General features: G+C 72.6%; 16 protein-coding genes and 2 pseudogenes. 11 read left to right on the plus strand and 7 right to left on the minus strand.

Annotated features, from left to right (window positions below; all coding sequences use genetic code 11):
* Position 1: 1 nt before the first annotated feature.
* Positions 2-1,249: a PucR family transcriptional regulator gene (locus tag OHT74_RS33965; RefSeq protein WP_266669929.1), complete on the minus strand. Its 1,248-nt coding sequence runs from the start codon at positions 1,247-1,249 to the stop codon at positions 2-4.
* 284 nt (positions 1,250-1,533) lie between these two features.
* Here OHT74_RS33965 and OHT74_RS33970 point away from each other — a divergent pair.
* The 7 genes and pseudogenes from OHT74_RS33970 to OHT74_RS34000 all read left to right on the plus strand — a co-directional run.
* Positions 1,534-1,749 (plus strand): annotated as a pseudogene (locus OHT74_RS33970) (helix-turn-helix domain-containing protein); the annotation flags it as partial.
* Between the two features lie 234 nt (positions 1,750-1,983).
* Positions 1,984-2,388, plus strand: a complete 405-nt coding sequence (locus OHT74_RS33975) for a hypothetical protein (RefSeq protein WP_266669931.1) — start codon at positions 1,984-1,986, stop codon at positions 2,386-2,388.
* Entirely contained in the window at positions 2,385-3,170 is a 786-nt protein-coding gene (locus OHT74_RS33980) for a transcriptional regulator (protein WP_267001399.1), read from the plus strand. The genes OHT74_RS33975 and OHT74_RS33980 overlap by 4 nt, the downstream gene beginning before the upstream one ends.
* Positions 3,171-3,250: 80 nt before the next feature.
* Positions 3,251-3,676 carry a roadblock/LC7 domain-containing protein gene (locus tag OHT74_RS33985; RefSeq protein ID WP_266669935.1) on the plus strand — a complete coding sequence of 142 codons (426 nt, stop codon included), beginning with the start codon at positions 3,251-3,253 and terminating at the stop codon, positions 3,674-3,676.
* Positions 3,677-3,770: 94 nt separating this feature from the next.
* Positions 3,771-4,145, plus strand: a complete 375-nt coding sequence (locus OHT74_RS33990) for a hypothetical protein (protein WP_266669937.1) — start codon at positions 3,771-3,773, stop codon at positions 4,143-4,145.
* Between the two features lie 179 nt (positions 4,146-4,324).
* The gene (locus OHT74_RS33995; RefSeq protein WP_328622315.1) at positions 4,325-7,903 is read left to right on the plus strand and encodes a bifunctional glycosyltransferase/CDP-glycerol:glycerophosphate glycerophosphotransferase; all 3,579 of its coding nucleotides are present in this window, start codon (positions 4,325-4,327) and stop codon (positions 7,901-7,903) included.
* 158 nt (positions 7,904-8,061) lie between these two features.
* A complete protein-coding gene (locus tag OHT74_RS34000; RefSeq protein ID WP_266631982.1) occupies positions 8,062-8,547 on the plus strand; it encodes a VOC family protein in 486 nt (161 codons plus the stop codon).
* Positions 8,548-8,598: 51 nt separating this feature from the next.
* Here the strand turns inward: OHT74_RS34000 and OHT74_RS34005 are convergent, their stop codons facing one another.
* Positions 8,599-9,339: an SIR2 family NAD-dependent protein deacylase gene (locus OHT74_RS34005; RefSeq protein WP_266669941.1), complete on the minus strand. Its 741-nt coding sequence runs from the start codon at positions 9,337-9,339 to the stop codon at positions 8,599-8,601.
* Positions 9,340-9,488: 149 nt separating this feature from the next.
* Here OHT74_RS34005 and OHT74_RS34010 point away from each other — a divergent pair, with 149 nt between their 5' ends.
* A complete protein-coding gene (locus OHT74_RS34010) occupies positions 9,489-9,914 on the plus strand; it encodes a hypothetical protein (protein WP_266669943.1) in 426 nt (141 codons plus the stop codon).
* Positions 9,915-9,946: 32 nt separating this feature from the next.
* The gene (locus OHT74_RS34015) at positions 9,947-10,807 is read left to right on the plus strand and encodes a GNAT family N-acetyltransferase (RefSeq protein WP_266669945.1); all 861 of its coding nucleotides are present in this window, start codon (positions 9,947-9,949) and stop codon (positions 10,805-10,807) included.
* A gap of 104 nt (positions 10,808-10,911) precedes the next feature.
* Here OHT74_RS34015 and OHT74_RS34020 read toward each other — a convergent pair whose 3' ends face one another.
* From OHT74_RS34020 to OHT74_RS34030, 3 genes are all read right to left on the minus strand, one after another.
* A complete protein-coding gene (locus OHT74_RS34020; protein WP_266669947.1) occupies positions 10,912-11,355 on the minus strand; it encodes an SSI family serine proteinase inhibitor in 444 nt (147 codons plus the stop codon).
* Between the two features lie 237 nt (positions 11,356-11,592).
* Positions 11,593-12,054 (minus strand): cyclic nucleotide-binding domain-containing protein, encoded by a 462-nt coding sequence (locus OHT74_RS34025; protein ID WP_266669949.1) that lies wholly within the window; start codon positions 12,052-12,054, stop codon positions 11,593-11,595.
* A gap of 261 nt (positions 12,055-12,315) precedes the next feature.
* Complete coding sequence (locus OHT74_RS34030; RefSeq protein WP_030864982.1) at positions 12,316-12,618, minus strand: hypothetical protein; 303 nt, start codon at positions 12,616-12,618, stop codon at positions 12,316-12,318.
* A gap of 273 nt (positions 12,619-12,891) precedes the next feature.
* Between OHT74_RS34030 and OHT74_RS34035 the strand changes: the two are divergent.
* A pseudogene (locus OHT74_RS34035) lies at positions 12,892-14,804 on the plus strand (glycoside hydrolase family 5 protein).
* A gap of 52 nt (positions 14,805-14,856) precedes the next feature.
* Here OHT74_RS34035 and OHT74_RS34040 read toward each other — a convergent pair.
* On the minus strand, positions 14,857-15,534 hold the full coding sequence (locus OHT74_RS34040; protein ID WP_267001408.1) for an HAD family hydrolase: 678 nt from the start codon (positions 15,532-15,534) through the stop codon (positions 14,857-14,859).
* Between the two features lie 173 nt (positions 15,535-15,707).
* Between OHT74_RS34040 and OHT74_RS34045 the strand changes: the two genes are divergently transcribed.
* Positions 15,708-18,440: a DNRLRE domain-containing protein gene (locus tag OHT74_RS34045; RefSeq protein ID WP_328622316.1), complete on the plus strand. Its 2,733-nt coding sequence runs from the start codon at positions 15,708-15,710 to the stop codon at positions 18,438-18,440.
* A 74-nt stretch (positions 18,441-18,514) separates the two neighbouring features.
* Here the strand turns inward: OHT74_RS34045 and OHT74_RS34050 are convergent, their stop codons facing one another.
* Entirely contained in the window at positions 18,515-18,931 is a 417-nt protein-coding gene (locus OHT74_RS34050) for a DUF3224 domain-containing protein (RefSeq protein ID WP_328622317.1), read from the minus strand.
* Positions 18,932-18,965 lie beyond the last annotated feature (34 nt).

An 18,965-nucleotide genomic window follows, 5' to 3' on the forward strand; every position in this document is an offset into this window, starting at 1 on the left:
GTCAGTTGCTGCGGCGCGGGGCGCGGCCGGCCGGCTTCGCTCCCGGTGCCGCCGGCTCGCCCGCGGCCCGCTGGAGCACCGCCGCATGGGCCAGCGCCAGCTCCACCACGTGCGCGGGGTCGGACAGCGTGCGGCCGGTCAGCTGCTCGAGGCGCCGCAGCCGGTTCGAGACGGTGTTGCGGTGGCAGTACAGCCGCTGGGCGGCGTACGTCGTCGAGCCGTGGCAGGTCAGCCAGGTGCCCAGCGTGTTCAGCAGCACCCGGCGGTCCTCCGCGGGCAGCGCCAGCACCGGCCCCAGCACCACTTGCCGCAGCCGGCCCGCGAGTTCGGCCTGGGAGGCGACCAGCGCCGTCGGCAGCCGTTCGTCCAGCAGGGCGGTGCACGGACCGCCGGACGCCGGGACGGTGCGCAGTGCCAGCGCGGCGAGCCAGCGTGCCCGGGCCAGGTCGCCGGGGGTCTCCACGACGGGGCTGACCCCGGCGCGGGCTCTGAGCGGGCCGAGCAGCTCCCGTACGGACTCCAGCGGATGGTGGCCCAGCTCCACGAGGCCGGTCTCCCCGTCGGCGCGGATCCGCCACAGCACGCGCAGGCCGCTCGCGGCCGGCTCGGCGTCGGGCCGGCCGGGGCCGCCCGGATCGCCGGACCCGCCCGAGCCGCCCGCGCCGAGTACGACGACCGCGAACCGGCCGCGCTCGGGCAGCCCCAGCTGGGCCGCCGCCTCCGAGACCGCGGGCCCGTCCGACGGACCCGCGCCGTCGAGCAGCGCGTCCAGGAGGGCCGCCCGGCGCTCCCGGTCGCGGTCCCAGCGCGCGGCCTCCGTACGGCGGTACGCGTCGGCCACCGCGTCCGTCAGCTGGTCCAGTACGTCCCACAGCACGCCCGCGGCCGGCAGCAGCCGGGGCAGCGCCGCCGGATCGTGCGCGGCCACGGCTTCGTTGAGGGCCTGCCACACCAGCCGGCCGCCGCGCCGGTAGGTGCGCAGCAGCGAGGCGAGCGGCAGGCCCTGTTCGGCGCGGAGCGTACCGGTGGCGCGTGCATCGGCGAGTTCCACGGGCAGCCCGCGGATGCCGAGGACCAGGCCCTCGACCGCCTGCCGCAGGTTGTGGTGGATCCGCTCGCGCAGCTCGGCCCGGCCGAGCAGGGCGGCGTACGCGGGGTCCTCGGCCAGCGTCCGGTCGGCGAGCCGGTCCGCTGTCACCGCGATGCGGCGGGACAGGTCCTCTCGTATCTCCTCGATGATCCGCTCCATGACGGGCAGAGTGACACGGGGGAGGGGTTCGAGGGGAGGGCCCGGACCGTGCCGCATCCGCCGGCCTGTCCGAATGCACCCAGTACTCCGCGGCGGGCCTGCGCCGCGCGGCGGCGATGCGGCCCGAACCGGGGCCGGAGGGCGGTGTTTTGCGCGAGTGTGCGGGGAGCGGACCCGAAGCGTGGTGATCTTATGCCCGGAAGTGCGCGAGTCAGCTGGGATTGCGGGCGGTAAGCGACTTTCATGGGGGTGCCAGGACTCGTACCGGAGCAGGGGGAGTATTCATGGGCACCGACGGCAGCCACAAGGACAGCGCACCCACCCTGATCGGTTCCGTGCAGCGCGCGCTGCGCCTCGTCGAGGCGATGTACGCCGAGGGCGGGGCGACGGCGAAACGGCTCGCGCGGGTCACCGGCATTCCGCTGCCCACCGTGTACCACCTGCTGCGCACCCTCACCCACGAGGGATATGTGGAGCGCGAGGGCGGCGCGTTCCGGCTCGCGGAACATCTTCCGCTTGCTTCGTGAGCCCCCGTGCGCCCTTGCGCCACCGGCGGCGGTGATCAACATTCGTGATCAGAAGTCGACGGGTTCCGGCCAAGCTGTCGCGTGGTTCTGTGCATGTTCCAGCGGAAAATGCCAGAAGCCCCATCCGTGCTGTGGAACGTGAGTAAGTTCCCTCCTGTCGCGCCGTAGACCGTGCACTTCGCACGTCTGGCCGGGAGGGGAGCCCGCGTGCCCGGGATCGACGAATGCCTGCTCGAAGCCATGGCCCTGCCTGGTGCGCGGGGGGCCGCGCTGGTCGACTGGAGCAGCGGACTGGCCCTCGGCACCGCCGGGGACTCGCCGGTCGGCGACCACGAGACCACCGCCGCCGAGACCGCCGAGCTGGCCCGGGCGGCCGCCGAGTACGAGTCCTTCGCCCAGCCGGCCCCGGACTCCGCCCGGGGTGAGCCCGCGGGCCAGCCCGTGGAGGACCTGATCGTCACCACCCGGACCGGATACCACGTCCTCCGCTTCGTCGAGACCAGCTTCGACAGCAGCGTCTTCCTCCACCTGTGGCTGGACCGCACCGACGGCAACCTCGCCCTCGCCCGGCACAGACTCCGCGTCCTCGCCGAGGGGCTGGTCCTCAGATGACCGGGACCCAGGTGGGCGGCCTCGCCGCCGTCTCCCCCCTGCTCACCCGGCTCGCCGCCGAGCGCGCCACCGGCGCCCTGCTCCGCGACCGCGGCACCCTCTTCCTGGAGGACGGCCGCATCGTGCACGCAGAGAGCCCGGCCACCCCCGGCCTCGACGTACTCCTCACCACCGGCGGCGGCCTCGCCCCCGAGCGCTGGCGCGAGGCGGTGGACCGGGCCGGCGCCCGCCGCCAGGTCGCCCGCTTCCTCGTGGACAGCGGCGGCCTCGCCGGCGGCGAACTGGAGATCTGCCATCTCGCCGCGATATTCGACGCCGCCTTCTTCGCCCTGTCCCCGGGCACCGGCCCCTCCCGGTTCCGCCGCGGCGCCACCCACTGGATCGGCTCCGTCCGCTCGGTCCCGGCCGCCGCCGTCGAGCGGGAGACCCGGCGCAGGCGGGAGCTGCTCGACGCCGTGTGGCCGTACCCGCTGCTGGACACCTCCCCCGTGGTGCCGCGGGCCGCCGCCCCCGGCCAGACCGTCACCGCGCGCCAGCGGATCCTGCTGGCCCAGGCGGACGGCGTACGGACCCCCGCGGACCTCGCGTGGGTGCTGGGCCGGCCGGCGTTCCACACGCTGCTCGACGTACGGCGCCTCGCGGCGGCCGGACTGGTCGAGACCCCGCACACGCCGGTCCTGGCACCGGTCGAAACACCCCTGCCCGACTGGATGACCCAGACCCAATCCCCGGACGTGGCGCTGCTTCGCCGGTTACGCGACGCACTGGAGGCAAGCCTGTGAGGCTCCCGCTGCGACCGGCTCTGCGCTCCGAGCGCGCCGACCGCTCCGAGCGAAGGCAGCCCGAAAGGAGAAAGGCCGACATGAGCACGGCGATGGTGCCCCCCGAGGCCGAGGCCGACATACTCGCCGAGCTCCGCAGGCTGCGCGCCCGGGTCCCCCAGCTCACCGGCGCCCTCGCCGGCAGCGCCGACGGCCTGGTTCTCGCGCAGGACAGCGCCGCCACCGAGGTGGAGTCCGTCGCGGCACTGACCGCGGCCGCCCTCGGTGTGGCCCAGCGGCTCAGCGACTGCACCGGCCAGGGCGGATTCCGTGAGCTGCTGATACGCGGCGAACACGGATACGTGGCCACCTACGCGGCCGGGGACGCGGCCGTCCTCACCCTGATCGCGGAGCCCCGCGTCAACGTCGGCCGGCTCCATCTGGAGGCCCGCCGCTCCAGCCTCCGGATAGCGGAGCTCATCGACCACGTCCTCGGACGCCGCGGCCCCGAGATCCCGTCGGGCTGAGCCGCGCTGCCGCACCACACCCCGTACCCACCACCGATAGACCGCAGAAACCGCAGACACCGTAGAAACGGTAGAAGAAGAAGGAGGGCCCCTCATGGCCAACGTGGAGACCGCACTCAAGGAAACCCTCGCCACGATCGACGGCGCGATCGGCGCCGCCCTGGTCGACTACGGCAGCGGCATGGCCCTCGGCACCATCGGCGGCGGCAAGGACCTCGACCTCACGGTGGCCGCGGCCGGCAACACCGATGTGGTCCGAGCCAAGGTCCGCACCATGGAGATGCTCGGCCTCAAGGACGAGATCGAGGACATCCTGATCACCCTCGGCACCCAGTACCACCTCATCCGGCTGATGAAGAACCGCGACTCCAAGGGGTTCTTCCTCTACCTCGCGCTCGACCGCGGCCGGGCCAACCTCGCGATGGCCCGGCACCAGCTCAAGAAGATCGAGGCGGAGCTCGAAATCTGAGCAGACGTTCGGTCCGACCCCGACGCAGAGGTGGCGGGCGGCTGAATTCTTTGCCGTCCGCCCCGGGGGACAAGGGCTATATGTCCAGGATGGGGGGACTTTATCATCCCGTTACCGAGTAGGATGCTGTCATCACCTGATCATCGAAATAGCTTAAAACGCTGGAGAACCCGCCACCCATGCCCCCGCGCCTGAGCATCGTCGTCCCCGTCTACAACGTCGAGCTCTACCTCGACGAGTGCCTGGAGTCCATTGCCGCCCAGACGTTCGACGACTTCGAGTGCATCCTCGTCGACGACGGGTCCACCGACACCAGCGCCGTCATCGCCAAGGCCTTCGCCGCGCGGGACAAGCGTTTCCGGGTCGTCATGCAGGACAACGCCGGACTCGGTGCCGCCCGCAACGTGGGCGCCCGCCACGCGTCCAAGGACAGCGAGTACCTGGCCTTCGTCGACAGTGACGACACGATGCCGGACTACGCCTACGAGCGCCTGATCGCCGCCCTCGACGAGACCGGCTCCGACTTCGCCGGCGGCAACGTGAAGCGTTTCCGCTCCGTCGGCATGCAGCAGTCCTGGGGCCACCGGGCCGCCTTCGCCAAGACGCAGCTGAAGACCCACATCTCCAAGTTCCCGGCGCTGGTCACCGACCGCACCGCGTGGAACAAGGTCTACCGGCGCAGCTTCTGGGACGAGCACGGCTTCCAGTACCCGGAGGGCATCCTCTACGAGGACGCCCCCGTCAGCATCCCCGCGCACTACTTCGCGTCCAGCGTCGACGTCATCAGTGACTGCGTCTACCACTGGCGCGTCCGCGAGACCGGCGAGCGCTCGATCACCCAGCGCTCCACCGACCCGGTCTCCCTGATCGACCGCGTCACCTCCGTCCGCCTGGTCCGCGAGGCCCTCAAGGCCAAGGAGGGCGCCAAGTACGTCCGCTACCTGCGCGACTACGACTACAACGTGCTGAGCGAGGAGCTCCCGCTCATCTACAAGTACGTCGGTGAGGGCGGAGCCGACTTCCGGGCCGCCTTCGTCAAGGAGGTCGGCGGGCTCGTCCGCGAGATCGGCACCGGTCCCTGGGCCGCCCTGACCGTCGCCGACCGCCTCAAGGCGTACCTGGCCGGCGAAGGCCGCGTCGAGGACTTCATCGCCCTCACGCAGCACCAGAGCGACTACTCCTACAGCGTCCCCGTCAAGGGGCTGGCCCGCCCGCAGGCCGACTACCCCTTCCTGCACGGCCGTCCGCCGGTCCCCGCCAAGATCCTCGCCCTCGGCCCGCGCGAGCGCCGCGTCGTCAGCCGCCTCGAGCAGGCCGTCTGGAGCGACGGCAAGCTGCTGCTGCGCGGCTACGCGCTGCCCGGCCACCTCGGCGCGGAGAGCCGCCTCGGCTCGCGCAAGGTGCTGGTCTTCCGCGAGGGCGGCAAGCGCCGCCGCACGGTCGTCAGCACCCGTACGGTGGCCTCCCCGATGGCCACCGTGAACTCCCCGCACCTCGCCCTGCGGCACGCCGACTGGGCCGGCTTCACCGCCGTCGTCGACCCCACCGTCTTCCAGTCGGGCGGCAAGTGGAACGACGGCATATGGACCACGTCCATCGCCGTCACCGGCGCCGGCGGCCTGCACCGCGCCCGCCTCAAGGGCGGCGAGTCCGACACCGGCCAGAACCCGCCCGCCCACTGGGTGGCCCCGGACGTCCGGATCGTCCCGAACTCCACCGGTGCCCTCACCATCCAGGTGGAGGTCGTCCGGGCCCGCGCCCTGGACGTCCGCGCCGCCGGTGACGACGCCGTCGAGGTGGCCGGCGAGCTCGCCGCCGAGCTCGGCGCCGACGCGACCCTGCGCGCCGAGCACGTCTCCACCGGCACAGTCCTCACCTTCCCGCTCGAGACCGCCGCCGCCGGCGGCGGGCGGATCCCGTTCACCGTGCGCGTACCGCTGGCCGAGCTGGCCGCCGTACCGGACGCCGCGTGCGAGCCCGGCGAGTGGACCCCCGAGCCGTGGAGCCTGACCATCGTCGGCGCCGACGGCTCCGACCACCGTCTCGTGCACGACGAGCGCGGCGGCTTCGCCGGTCTGGTCGTGCCCCTGACCGGCGGGGACGCGGGCCGTGCCCTCTTCGCCAAGCGCGGCAACACCGGACACCTGACCCTCTCGGTGCAGCCCTCGCCGCCGCTGGTCGACTCGGTCGCCACCCAGGACGGCACCGTCACCCTGAAGGGCCGCTTCGTCGCCCCGACCGACGAGCCGTACGAGCTGGTCCTGCACGACGCCCACGGCACCGAGTTCAGCTACCCCCTCACCCGCGACGGCGACCGCTTCGAGTCCTCGTTCGAGCCCGTGCTCCCCGAGGCCTACGCCGGCCGCACCACGCTGCCTCAGGGCCGCTGGTGGCCCACCCTGCGCCCGCTCGCCCAGGGCGGCACCACCGCGGGCCTGCTCGGCGTCGACCGCGGCGCCCCGGTGCAGTTCGCGCCCACCGCCCTGCACGCCGGGCCGCACGCCCTCACCGTGGAGGGCCGCCGGATGCGGGTCGAGGCCCGCTTCTACGACCGCATGGTGCTCGTCGCCGACCCGCTGCTCAGCCCGCACGACCGCACCCGGTACGCCCAGCGCGTCACCCGGTACGAGACCTACCCGGCGCAGCGCGCCCTGCCGGTCAAGGACATCGTCGTGTACGACACCTTCCAGGGGAACGGCGCGGGCGACTCGCCCCGCGCCATCCACGAGGAGCTGCTGCGCCGCGGCGAGAAGCTGGACCACGTCTGGCTCGTCCGCGACGGCCGCGCCGAGGTCCCCGCGACCGCCCGCGCCGTGCAGTACGACAGCGTCGAGGCCTGGGAGGTCCTCGCCCGGGCCCGCTACTACGTCGTGAACGACAACGTGCCGCAGCGCTTCCAGCGCCGCGCCGGCCAGATCGTCGTCCAGACCTGGCACGGGACGCCGATCAAGGAGATCGGCCACGACTTCATCCACGACTACTACACGAGCCCCGAGATCCTCGAGGCACTGGAGCACGACAGCGCCCAGTGGTCGCTGCTCGCCTCCCCGAGCTCGTACGCGACGCCCCTCCTGAAGCGCGCCCTCGGCTACAAGGGCGAGGTCATCGAGTCCGGCAGCCCGCGTACGGACGCGCTCGTCAAGCCCGACGCGCAGCGGATCGCGGAGGTCCGCCGCCGGCTCGGCCTGCCCGAGGGCAAGAAGGTCGTCCTCTACATGCCGACCTGGCGTGAGAACCGCGAGGGCTGGTCGGGCGGCTACAAGCTCGACCTGCAGATCGACCTGGACGCCGCGCGGCGCGAGCTCGGCGAGAACCACGTCCTGCTGGTCCGCGGCCACCACCACGTCACCGAGCAGGTCCGGGACGACGTGCGCGACGGCTTCGTCGTGGACGTGTCCCGCTGGCCCGACGCGACGGACCTGCTGCTCGTCGCCGACGTGCTGATCTCGGACTACTCCTCGGCGCTGTTCGACTTCGCGCTCACCGACCGGCCGATCCTGCTCTTCACGTACGACATGGATCACTACCGGACCACGCTGCGCGGCTTCAACTTCGACCTGGCGGAGAAGGCCCCCGGCCCGCTGCTGGCGGACTCGGCGAGCCTGATCGAGGCCGTGCGGGGCGCGGACTCGGTCGGCGCGGAGTACAAGGAGGCGCGGGCCGCGTTCCGCGCCGAGTTCTGCGACCTGGACGACGGCGGCGCCGCCGAGCGCGTCGTCGACCGGATGCTCGGCATGGCGGCCGAGCTCGCGGTGTGAGCCTCAGGCCTGCGGTGTAAGCCGTAGGAGTGCATTCAGGAAGCGTTACGGACCGGCCCCGGGCCCACCGATGAATTTCGGGACCGGGGCCGGTCTGTATAGGAGCGAGACGGTGCCCCACCGCACGGACTCGACCACGCACCCGCCTGGAGGCAGTCATGAGCAGCAGCAACGGATTCACCACGTGCCTGTGGTTCGACGGCAACGCGGAGGCCGCCGCCGACTACTACGTGTCCGTCTTCAAGGACGGGAAGATCGGGCGGACCGGCTACTACAACGAGGCGGGGCCGGGCACGGCCGGTGACGTGATGGTCGTCGAGTTCGAGATCAACGGCCAGAAGTTCGTCGGCCTCAACGGCGGTCCGCAGTTCCCCTTCACCGAGGCGATCTCGTTCCAGATCCACTGCGGCGACGAGGCGGAGTCGGACTACTACTACGACGAGCTGACGAAGGACGGCGGCCAGGAGTCCGCCTGCGGCTGGGTCAAGGACAAGTTCGGGGTGTCCTGGCAGGTGGTCCCGGCCGGCGCCATCGACCTGGTCACCGACCCGGACCCGGGGCGGGCCGCCCGCGCCACCGCGGCCATGATGAAGATGAAGAAGCTGGACGTGGCGGAAATGCGCCGGGCGGCCGACGCCGTGTAACAGGGCTCCGCTAGGTCCGAGGAGGAGCTCCGAACCTGCCCGAGCCGGCGCCTAGGCGGCCGGGCCGAGGTCGCCGATCCGGGCCAGCAGCGCCGGGAGGGCCGTCCCGATCGGCTCGCGGATCACCTCGTCCGCGAGCGGATCGTACGGGGTCTCCTCGGCATTCACGATGATCAGGCGGGCCCCCGCCTCGGCGGCCATCCCGGCCAGCGAGGCGGCGGGCTGCACCTGGAGCGTGGTCCCGACGGCGATGAACACGTGAGCGCCCTTCGCCACGGCCACCGCCTGCCGCAGCACCTCCGGGTCGAGCCGCTCGCCGAACATCACGGTCGCCGACTTGAGGATCCCGCCGCAGGCGGGACAGGCCGGATCCGGCTCCCCGGCGGCGACCCGGGCCAGTGCCTCGTCCATCCCCGACCGGGCGTGGCACGCCGTGCAGACCACCGCCCGCGCGGTCCCGTGCAGCTCGAACACCTTGCGCGGCGGCATCCCGGCGAGCTGGTGCAGCCCGTCCACGTTCTGCGTGATCACCCGGACCGGGGTGCCGCCGCGCTCCAGTGCGGCCACGGCCAGATGCGCGGCATTCGGCCGCGCCCCGAGGGCGCCGACCTCGGCGCGCATCTGCCAGGAGCGGCGCCGGATCTCCGGATCCGCCATGTAGTACTCGTACGTCACGAGCTTCTCGGCCTCGGGATCACGGCGCCACAACCCCTGCGGCCCCCGGTAGTCCGGAATCCCGGAGTCGGTGGACATCCCGGCCCCACTCAACACTGCGACAAGCGGCTTCCCCATGCCCCGACCCTACGTACGGCCGGTACGGACCCGCGACTGGATTACCTTCGTCCGAGAGGGTCGTTTCTGCGGTGAATCCCGCCCCCCACAGGAGTGAGATCCGCGGTCCACCCCTGCCCGCGAAGACCCGCGGTGGTTACACATCCCGCATGAAGATCATGCCGTACAGCCTCGGTGCCCTGCTGCTGCCCTTGCTCGCGCTGCCGGCCCCGACCACCGCCGTCGCCGACCCCGCCCCGGTCGCCGTCCGCCACCGGCACAACGCCGCCGAGATCAGTACCTTCCTCGCCTCCTTCTACGGCCACCACGGCCCTTCCCCGCACGACCGCGACCAGCGCGTCTCGCAGCAGCTCAAGGAGAAGCAGGCACACAGCCCGTACTCCGACGTTCTGCTCTGCGCCCAGAACGAGCCCTGGGACATCGCCATCGGCGCGGTCACCGTCGCCCAGTCGGCCGGTGTCGGCTGGGCCACCGTCACCACGCACTGGAGCGCGGACAGCACCGACACGTTCACGGCGTACGTGCGGCTCGACTCCCGGCCGATCAAGCTCGACGATGTGATCTGCGCGGGCTGACCGCCCGTACGCCGTCTGGTACAACACCGGACATGACGGGATTCGAGATCACCGGCGCGAGCGCCGCCGACATGGAAATGATCCGTACCTGGGCCGATGAGGAAGGGTGGAACCCGGGCGACTCCGACCGGTTCGCTTTCGCGGTCGCCGATCCGGCCGGTTTCCTCGTCGGCCGGACCGACGGTGAACCGGTGGCCTGCATCTCGGCCGTGCGGTACGGGTCCGCCTTCGGTTTCATCGGCTTCTACATCGCCCGCCCCGCCGTCCGCGGGCGGGGTTACGGGATCCGGCTGTGGCACGCCGGGATGGAGCGGCTCGACGGGCGGCTCGTCGGCCTGGACGGGGTGGTCGACCAGCAGGACAACTACCGCAAGTCCGGGTTCCGTTCGGCCTGGAACAACGTCCGGTACGAGGGCGCCCCACGGGTGAACGGCGCGGGCGCGGAGGGGGTCGGGGTCGGGGTCGAGGTGGTCGACGCGGCCTCGCTCCCCTTCGGGCAGCTGGCCGCCTACGACCGCCGGTTCTTCCCCGCGTCGCGCGACGCCTTCCTGTCCGCCTGGACCGGCCTGCCCGGCCGCACCGCCCTCGCCGCCGTCCGCGACGGGCGGATCGAGGGCCTCGGCGTGATCCGCCCGTGCAGCGGGGCCTCCCGGATCGGCCCGCTGTACGCCTCCACCCCGGGCATCGCGGCCGCCCTGCTGTACCGGCTCGCGGAGCACACCCCCGACGGGGCGGTCGCCGTGGACGTGCCCGACGCCAATCCGGCGGCCACCGCCCTGCTGGCCGGTCTGGGGCTGGCCCCCTCGTTCGAGGCCGCCCGGATGTACACCGGCCCTGCCCCGGAGGTCGAGCTGGCCGGGGTGTACGGGGTGACGAGCCTCGAACTGGGCTGACGGCCCGACGGGACGCCGGGCGTGATGCGGGGATGGGGCGGGCGTGAGGCGGGGTGCCGGACGGCGGTCGCACGACGCCGCCCGGCCGGTCGCGTCGTGCCGGGTCAGAATCCGAACAGGGCGCCGCTGGTGTGCCGCAGGCCGCAGGGGTTGCCGAAGGTGTACGAGTAGTTCAGCCGGCGGCCCTGCCACACCCCGACGGCGGTGACCGTCATCGGGTTCCACTCCCTGGTGCAGTCGACGCCGGCGCCCGGTGCCGCGACCGCGTCCAACTCGTGCGAGTTCGCCCGTAGTTCGGCACACGCGGCGGCCGGGGCCGGGTGCGTCCCGCCCGGGGCCGGCGCACAGACGAGCGTCACCGCGCGCAGCACCGTGCCGTGGGTGGTGTCCTCCCCGGCCGTGATGCTCAGGACGAGGGCGGACGGCGCGTACAGGCTCTGCGCACCGGACGGTGCGGCGTCGGCAGCTCCGGGCCAGGCCAGGGCCGTGAGAGCGGTGAGCGCCATGGCGGCGGAACCGAGGCCGAGACCCTTTGCGATGGACCGCATTTCGAACTCCCTTGAGTGGTTGCTTCGGATAGCGGACAGGAGTCTTGCCGACACGGACCGTGATCGCCCGTTCGTATGGCCATTTCTCGTCACCGATCGTAAGCGAATGTATGCAGACCGCAGCCGTGTGAGGGGTGCTGACCTGTGGGGGAGCGGGCCGCCGAATCGGCCGAACACACGCGCTGAAACATTCCGGGGGCGGGTCGGGACCGGCCCCCGGGGGGCGGTTTCGGCGTCCTAGCGGGTCGTCGACATGCGCGGGGCGTAGAGGTCGATGAGCCGGGTGCGGGTCTGCTGGAGCCGGAGCGCGAGCACGCGTCCGACCCAGTGGCCGACGGCGGAGCCGAAGGCGGGGTCGGCGTCCATCAGCATCCGTACGGCGGTCGCGTCGAACTCGTACGAGCGCACCGGGGTCATCGCCTCCGCGCTCAGCTGCCACACGTACGGCGGGAAGAGCCAGGACCAGCCCACCAGTTCACCGGGGCCGAGGTTCTCGACGGGGGCGGGCCGGCGGCCGGGCAGGGGGATCTGGAGCGTCACCGTGCCGGACCGCACGATCCAGAAGGCTTCGGTCCGGCCGCCCTCCTCGAAGATCGTCGCGCCTTCGGGGAAGTTGACCTCACGGGCCTGTGACATCAGCCGTCCGCGATGTTCGGCGGAGAGGACGGCGGCGATTCGGATGGGGGAAGGTGTGCTCACGACGGCCTCCGATCAGGGCCCCCCGCTACCCCCAGTGTCGCCGACGCCCGTACGAATGCAGGTGCGGCGCATCACCCGGTTGTCCGAGTACCCCACAGGCGGCCCTGCACACGCCGGACGCGGGCATCGCCGACGACTCCCCGAAGTCTCCCCGGGGTCACGGCGCGCGCTCCGTCCGGGCGGTCGCTCCGGGTGGTCCGTCCGGGCGGTCCTTCCGCAGAGCCCCTGCGCGGGGTTCCTGAGCAGGGTCCCGGCGCAGGGTCATTCCTCGGCGTTCGCCTCCAGGCAGGCCAGCTCCATCGCGTCGAGGACCGCCTCGTGGCTGCGCCGGCTCAGCTCGGCGACGTTCTCGATCTGCGCCGTGGCCCAGGCCGCCAGGGTCATGACCAGGACGCGCAGCCCGTCGGTGCCGTGCTCGGCCAGGATCGCGTCGGCGACGATCATCGCGTCCTCGGGAACCTGCTCGGGTGGCTCGAGCCCGGCGAGACCGCGCAGCATGGTGAGGGTGCGGCGGGAGATCTCCGGCGTCATCCTCGCCAGCCGCAGGTCCTCTTCTTCGTCCATCTGCCCCACCCTCCCGTGCGTTCCCGTCCCCCTCAGGGGCACGGTAGGCGCTGAGGGCCCCGCGCGGGGCGGTTTCGCCAGGGTGACCGCACGTAAGGGGCCGGCCCGCACCACCGCCCGTCCCGGCCTTGCGACCGGCATGGGCGTCGGCGGGGCGGCGGCCGGAAAGTCGGCGCTCCTTTGGGTTCCCTGGTCGGCGACCGGCCGGTAACTTGGCCGCGGCATCCGTCCGTTGCCCGACCGGCCCGGACGGCCCGACCCCCCAGGAGCGACATGAAGAGCCTCGTCCGCGCGCTGTTCGCCGCCCTCCTGCTGCTGGTGGGAGTCCTGCCGGCGGTGGCCGCTCCGGTGCCCGCCGTGGCCGCGCCGGCCGCGCCCGCGGGGGAGGCGTGGGCCCCGCCGCTGTCCACCCGCGGCCGCTACATCGTCGACGCGAACGGCAACCGGTTCCGCCTCCGCTCCGGCAACTGGGACGGAGCCCAGGGCTCCTGGGGCGGCTCCGGCGACCGGAACGACCCCGCCACCCACCACAGCGGCCAGGACTCCCACGGCATCCCGCTCGGACTCGACCGGGTGCCGCTGCCCACCCTGCTGGCCGACTTCCGGGCCCTCGGCCTCAACAGCATCCGGCTGCCCTTCTCCAACGAGATGCTCCGCACCACCGCCCCCGTCCCGGACACAGCCGTCGCCGCCAACCCGGCGCTGCGCGGCCGTACCCCGCTCCAGGTCTACGACGCCGTCGTCACGGCGCTCACCGACGCCGGGTTCGCCGTCATCCTCAACAACCACACCGTCACCACCCGCTGGTGCTGCGCACTCGACGGCAACGAACGCTGGAACAGCGGCCGGTCCACCGCCCAGTGGGCCGACGACTGGGTGTTCCTGGCCCGCCGCTACCGCGACAACCCGCGCGTGGTCGGCGCCGACCTCTACAACGAGGTCCGCCGCGACTTCCTCGACGACCCCAACTGGGGCCTCGGCGACGGCCACGACTGGCAGGCGGCCGCCCAGGAGGCCGGCGACCGGATCCTCGCCGAGGCCAACCCGAACCTGCTCATCGTGGTCGAAGGCATCAACTGGACCGGCATCCCCGTGGACGGCTTCCCGCACGGCCGCCCCACCCTCACACCCGTACGCACCCTGTCCCACACGCTCGTGGTGTCCAACAAGCTCGTGTACTCGGCCCACTTCTACGGGTACACCGGCCCCCGGCACAGCGGCGCGACCGGCATGGGCGAGACCAGCGACCTCCGCTACCAGGACATGAGCCGGGCCCAGCTCGAACAGACACCCTCCACGACCAGGCCCTCTACGTATCCGCCGAGACCGGCGCCCATTTCACCGCCCCCGTCTGGATCAGCGAGTTCGGCATCGGCGCCGACGAGACGGGCGCCCTCCCGCGCGCCTGGTTCCAGAACCTCACCGGCTATCTGACCGCCGCCGACGCCGACTTCGCGTACTGGCCGCTCGTCGGCTGGAGCACCACCGCCCAGGGCGCCCCCGGCGGCGACACCTGGGCGATGCTCCGCTACGACTCCTCCGGCCGCCGGTCCGGCGTCCTGGATGCGGCCGACTGGCGTACGCAGCCGTGGACCGCCCTCGCCGCCACCGCCGGGCGCACCGGGCAGGTGCCCGCCACCCCCGCCTGGTACCAGCTGACCACCGACCACCGCGACCACAACGCCTCGCTGCGCACGCGGGCCACCGGCGACTGGGACAGCGGGGCCCGCAAGGCGGTCTGCCCCGACGGCGCCCGCCTGGCCGGACTCGGGCACACGGGGGGCCGCGGCCTGTGCACCACCTCCGACCTGAGGGCCCCGACGGGCGGGCACACCGTGGTCCGCGACGAGGCGTACGTCCCGGCGGGCGGCGACTGGGCGACCGGGTACACGAAGTTCCAGTGCCCGTCCGGCCAGTTCCTGATCGGGTACAGCCTGCGGGGCGAGCGGGTCTCGGCGGCCCTGTGCGCGCCGTCCCGGACGGCCCTCCCCACGGGCGGGCGCACGCTCTGGTTCGACCGCGGCGACAACCGCCCGCCGGGCGGCCCCGGGGGCGAGTACGCGTACGGCGACTACAAGGGCCAGTGCCTGCCCACCGAGTACGCGGCGGGCATCGCCTTCACCACCCGCGCGGCCTCCCGACCGGGCCCGGCGGCGCTCCTGTGCCGCCCGCTGCCGTCCGCCTGATCGGTTCACCCACGACGTCGGCGCCGTCAGCGACCGCCGTCAGCGACCGCCGTCAGCGACCGCCGTCGGCGGCGGCGCCGGCGAGCAGGCCCGGGAGGTCGCGCATGTCGGTGAACACGACCGTGCCCGGGCCGGCGAGGTGGGACGCCGGCGTCAGGCCGCCCGCGTAGCCGAAGGAGCGCATGCCCGCCGCGCGGGCGGCCTCGATGCCCGGGCGGCTGTCCTCGACCACCGCGCAGGCCGAGGGGTCGACGCCCATGCGCTGCGCGGCGTACAGGAAGACGTCGGGGGCGGGCTTGCCGCGGGCGACCTCGGTGGCGCTGTGGATGCGGCCCGCGAAGCGCTCGTAGAGGCCGGTGCGGCCGAGGGTGTGCTGCATCTTCTCGTGGCTGCCGCTGGAGGCGACGCAGGTCGGCAGCGTGATCGCGGCGAGCGCCTCGGGCAGGCCGTCGACCGGGGTGAGCCCGGCGTCCACCGCTTCCGTGTGCATCTGCGCGAAGCGCTCCTCCCACTCCCGGGCGGCCTGCGCGCCGAGGCGGTCGGCGACCAGCTCCCGGTTCGAGGCGCTGGAGCGGCCGATGAACAGGCTGATCGCCTCGTCCTCGGTGAGGGGCCAGCCGAATTCCGCGCCGAGGGCGACGTTCACGCGGGTCGCGATCCGCTCGGTGTCGACGAGGACCCCGTCGCAGTCGAATATGACGAGTTCGAACGGCTCAGTGGAAGTGATCATGAGGGAAGGATAGGCAAGCCGGAAGAGCCTGGATCCGGCAATTCGGCATCCGATGCGTCAAGTGTGCTGAACGCGTGCCCAAAGGGGCCTAGGGTGCGCCCGTACGCACGGTTGCGAACGGCTGTACGGCTGTTTTCGGCCACCACCGCACAGTGAACCGAACTGGGGGGCTCATGCGTAGATCCAGAGGGCTGGCGGTCGCTCTCGCCCTGTCCCTGGCCGGCACCGGCGCAGGGATGGGCCTCGGCCTCGTCCCGCAGGCGGCGGCCATCACCCCGCCCGTTGCCTTCACCGCCGACGCGCTGTCCACCTGGCAGCCCAACGGCGTCGTCTGGGCCCTCGCCGAGGCGGGCGGCACGGTGTTCGTCGGCGGCACGTTCTCCGCCGTACGTCCTCCCGACGGCGCCGGCGGCAGCGAGCAGCCGGCGGTGAACTTCGCCGCACTCGACGCCGCGACCGGCGCCCCGACCTCCTGCAACCTTTCCTTCACGGTCGGCGGCGGCACCGCCACCGTCCGCGCCCTCACCCTCTCGCCGGACAAGAAGACCCTGTACGCGGGGGGCTACTTCGGGGCCGTCAACGGCACCCCGGTCTCCAGTCTCGCCGCCATCGACGTGGCGACCTGTACCGTCAAGGCCTCCTTCCGGCCGGCCTTCGCGGCCACCGTCCGCGCCCTGGCCGTCACGAACGACACCGTCTACGCGGGCGGCGACTTCCTCACCGTCGCCGGCCAGCAGCGCGAGCGCTTCGCCGCCGTCGATGCGGCCGACGGCGCGCTCCGGCCCTTCACGGCCGACGCCGACGAGCCGGGCCGCGCCGTCGAGGTCACGCCCGACGGCAACAACGTCGTCCTCGGCGGCGACTTCTTCACCCTCAACGGCACGAACACGCACGCGCTGGCCGTCGTCGACGCCACCAGCGGCGCGCTCACCAAGACGTACCCCGGCTTCATCGAGACCAACTCCGTCGTCAAGGACATCGCGACGGACGCGACCGGCTTCTACACCGCCAACGAAGGCACCGGCGGAGGTGTCTTCGACGGCCGGATCGCGCTCAACCTGACCGACTTCAACCAGCGCTGGCGCGACACCTGCCTCGGCGCCACGCAGGCCGTGCTCCCGTACCAGAACGTGCTGTACAGCGCCTCGCATGCGCACGACTGCTCCAGCGTGGGCGAGTACCCGGACGGCCAGCGCCACCACCTGCTCGCGCAGCCGACCACCGGCGTCGGCAAACTGGGGTGGGCCCCCGACACCAACGACGGCATCGGTGAGGGCATCGGCCCGCGGGTGATGGCGGTCGGCTCCAAAGGCGGCGTCCAGTACCTGTGGGTCGGCGGCGAGTTCACCACCGTCAACGGGTCCGCACAGCAGAGCCTGACCCGGTTCGCGTCCACCGGGGACACGGGTGCGCCCACCGTCCCCGTCGCGACCGCGGCGAGCTTCAAGCCCGGTGAGGTGCAGGTGCGCTGGCGCACCAGTCTCGACCTGGACGACAGCGCGCTGACGTACCGCGTCTACCGCAATGGCGCGGCCACGCCCATTGCCACGGTCACGGCGGACTCGCTGTTCTTCAAGCGTCCGCAGGCCTCCTGGACCGACACCACCGTCACCGCGGGTCAGTCGTACACGTACCGGGTGACGGCCACCGACGCGGCCGGCAACACCAGCGCCCTGTCGGCGACCGCGAGCGTGACGGTCCCGGCCTCGGTCGACGCGTACCCCAACCAGGTCCGTACGGACGGCGCCCAGCTGTTCTGGCGCTACGACGAGTCGGCCCTGCCGAACGTCGCGGACTCCTCGGGCAGCGGCAACCAGAACGGCGTCCACCTGAACGCCCCCGCCCTGCGCCAGACGCCCGGCGCGGTCTCGGGCGCGAGCACGGCGATCGGCTTCAACGGCACGGACACCCGGGTCTACGGGGACCTCCGCCAGAACATCGGCAGCAGCTACACCATCGAGACCTGGTTCAAGACGAACACCACACGGGGCGGCAAACTCCTCGGCTTCGGCAACAACCAGGTGCGCGGCAGCAACCAGTACGACAAGCACCTCTACATGACCAACGACGGGCGCATCGTCTTCGGGGTCTACACCGGCGCCACCCGCACCGTCACCACAGGCGCCGCGTACAACGACAACAAGTGGCACCACGCCGTCGCCACCCAGGGACCGGGCGGCATGGTCCTCTACGTGGACGGCGCCCAGAAGGGCACCCTCGCCGTCACCACGCACGAGAACTACGCCGGTTACTGGCACGCCGGCGGCGACAGCCTCGGCGGCTGGCCCGACCGGCCGACCAGCGAGTTCTGGGCGGGCCAGCTCGACGAGACCGCCGTCTACCCGAGCGTCCTGAGCGGGGCCCAGGTGCAGAACCACTACGCCCTGGCCACTGCCCCGGCCGACTCGGTCGTCCAGGTGCAGGCCGCCGAGGACACGTACGCCAACGCGGGCGCCCCGGACACGAATTACGGGACCTCGTCCTCGCTCGCCGTACGGGGCACCTCGCTGTACACGAGCTACCTGCGCTTCAACCTGCCCGCCGCACCCGCGGGCACCGTGCTCAAGTCGGCCGCCCTCAGTGTGAAGACCAGCACGATGAGCGGAGCCGGTACGGCGGACACCGTCTCGGTGGTCCCGGTCACCGGCAGCTGGACCGAGGCCGGCACCACCTACAACAACCGCCCTGCCACCGGCACTCCGGCCCTCGGCAGCTTCGCCGGGTTCCCGGACGGCTCGGCGGTCCACACCACCGGCCTGTCCGCGACCGCCCTCGCGGGCGCACTCGGCACGAGCTACGCCCTGGCCCTGACCAGCCCCGGTACGGACGCGCTGTGGCTGTGGTCCTCCGAGGCGACGGCGAACGAAGGCACGCCGCAGCTGACGCTGACCTTCGGCGCACCGTAGGAGTGACCGCACCGAGGGGGCGCGGACCGTTGTGGTCCGCGCCCCCTCGGTCGTACGGCCGACGTCCGCCCTGCCTAGGCCACCGTGTAGGTGAACTCGTACGGGACGGGCGTCTCGCCGTGGCGGTACGTGAACGAGCCGGAGCCCGCCAGCCCGGCCAGCTCGCCCGTCGCGGAGCCCGGGACCACCTCGAACGTGCACCGGGTGCCGGCGGCGTCGAACGTGCCGCGCTGCTCCATGACGAACGTGCCCTTGCGGCCGTCGACGGTGCCGGACAGGAGCTCCATGCCGGCGTAGGAGCCGGAGCCCTCCCCGGTGTACGTGAACGTGTAGCCGGCGTTGGTCGCCCCGGCCTCGATCCCGCCCGCGAAGGAGTTGACGACCGTGGAACGGGCGAGGCGCGGGGTGGAGTCGGGCGAACCGATCGGCTGCTCCTCCCAGTCGGCGAAGGTGAAACTGCCGGTGGTACGGGTGGTGGTACGGGCGGACATGGGCGGACCTCCTGGTTCACGGCCGGGCAGGTTC

The sequence above is a fragment of the Streptomyces sp. NBC_00354 genome, from assembly GCF_036106915.1.
Classification (GTDB): Bacteria; Actinomycetota; Actinomycetes; order Streptomycetales; family Streptomycetaceae; genus Streptomyces.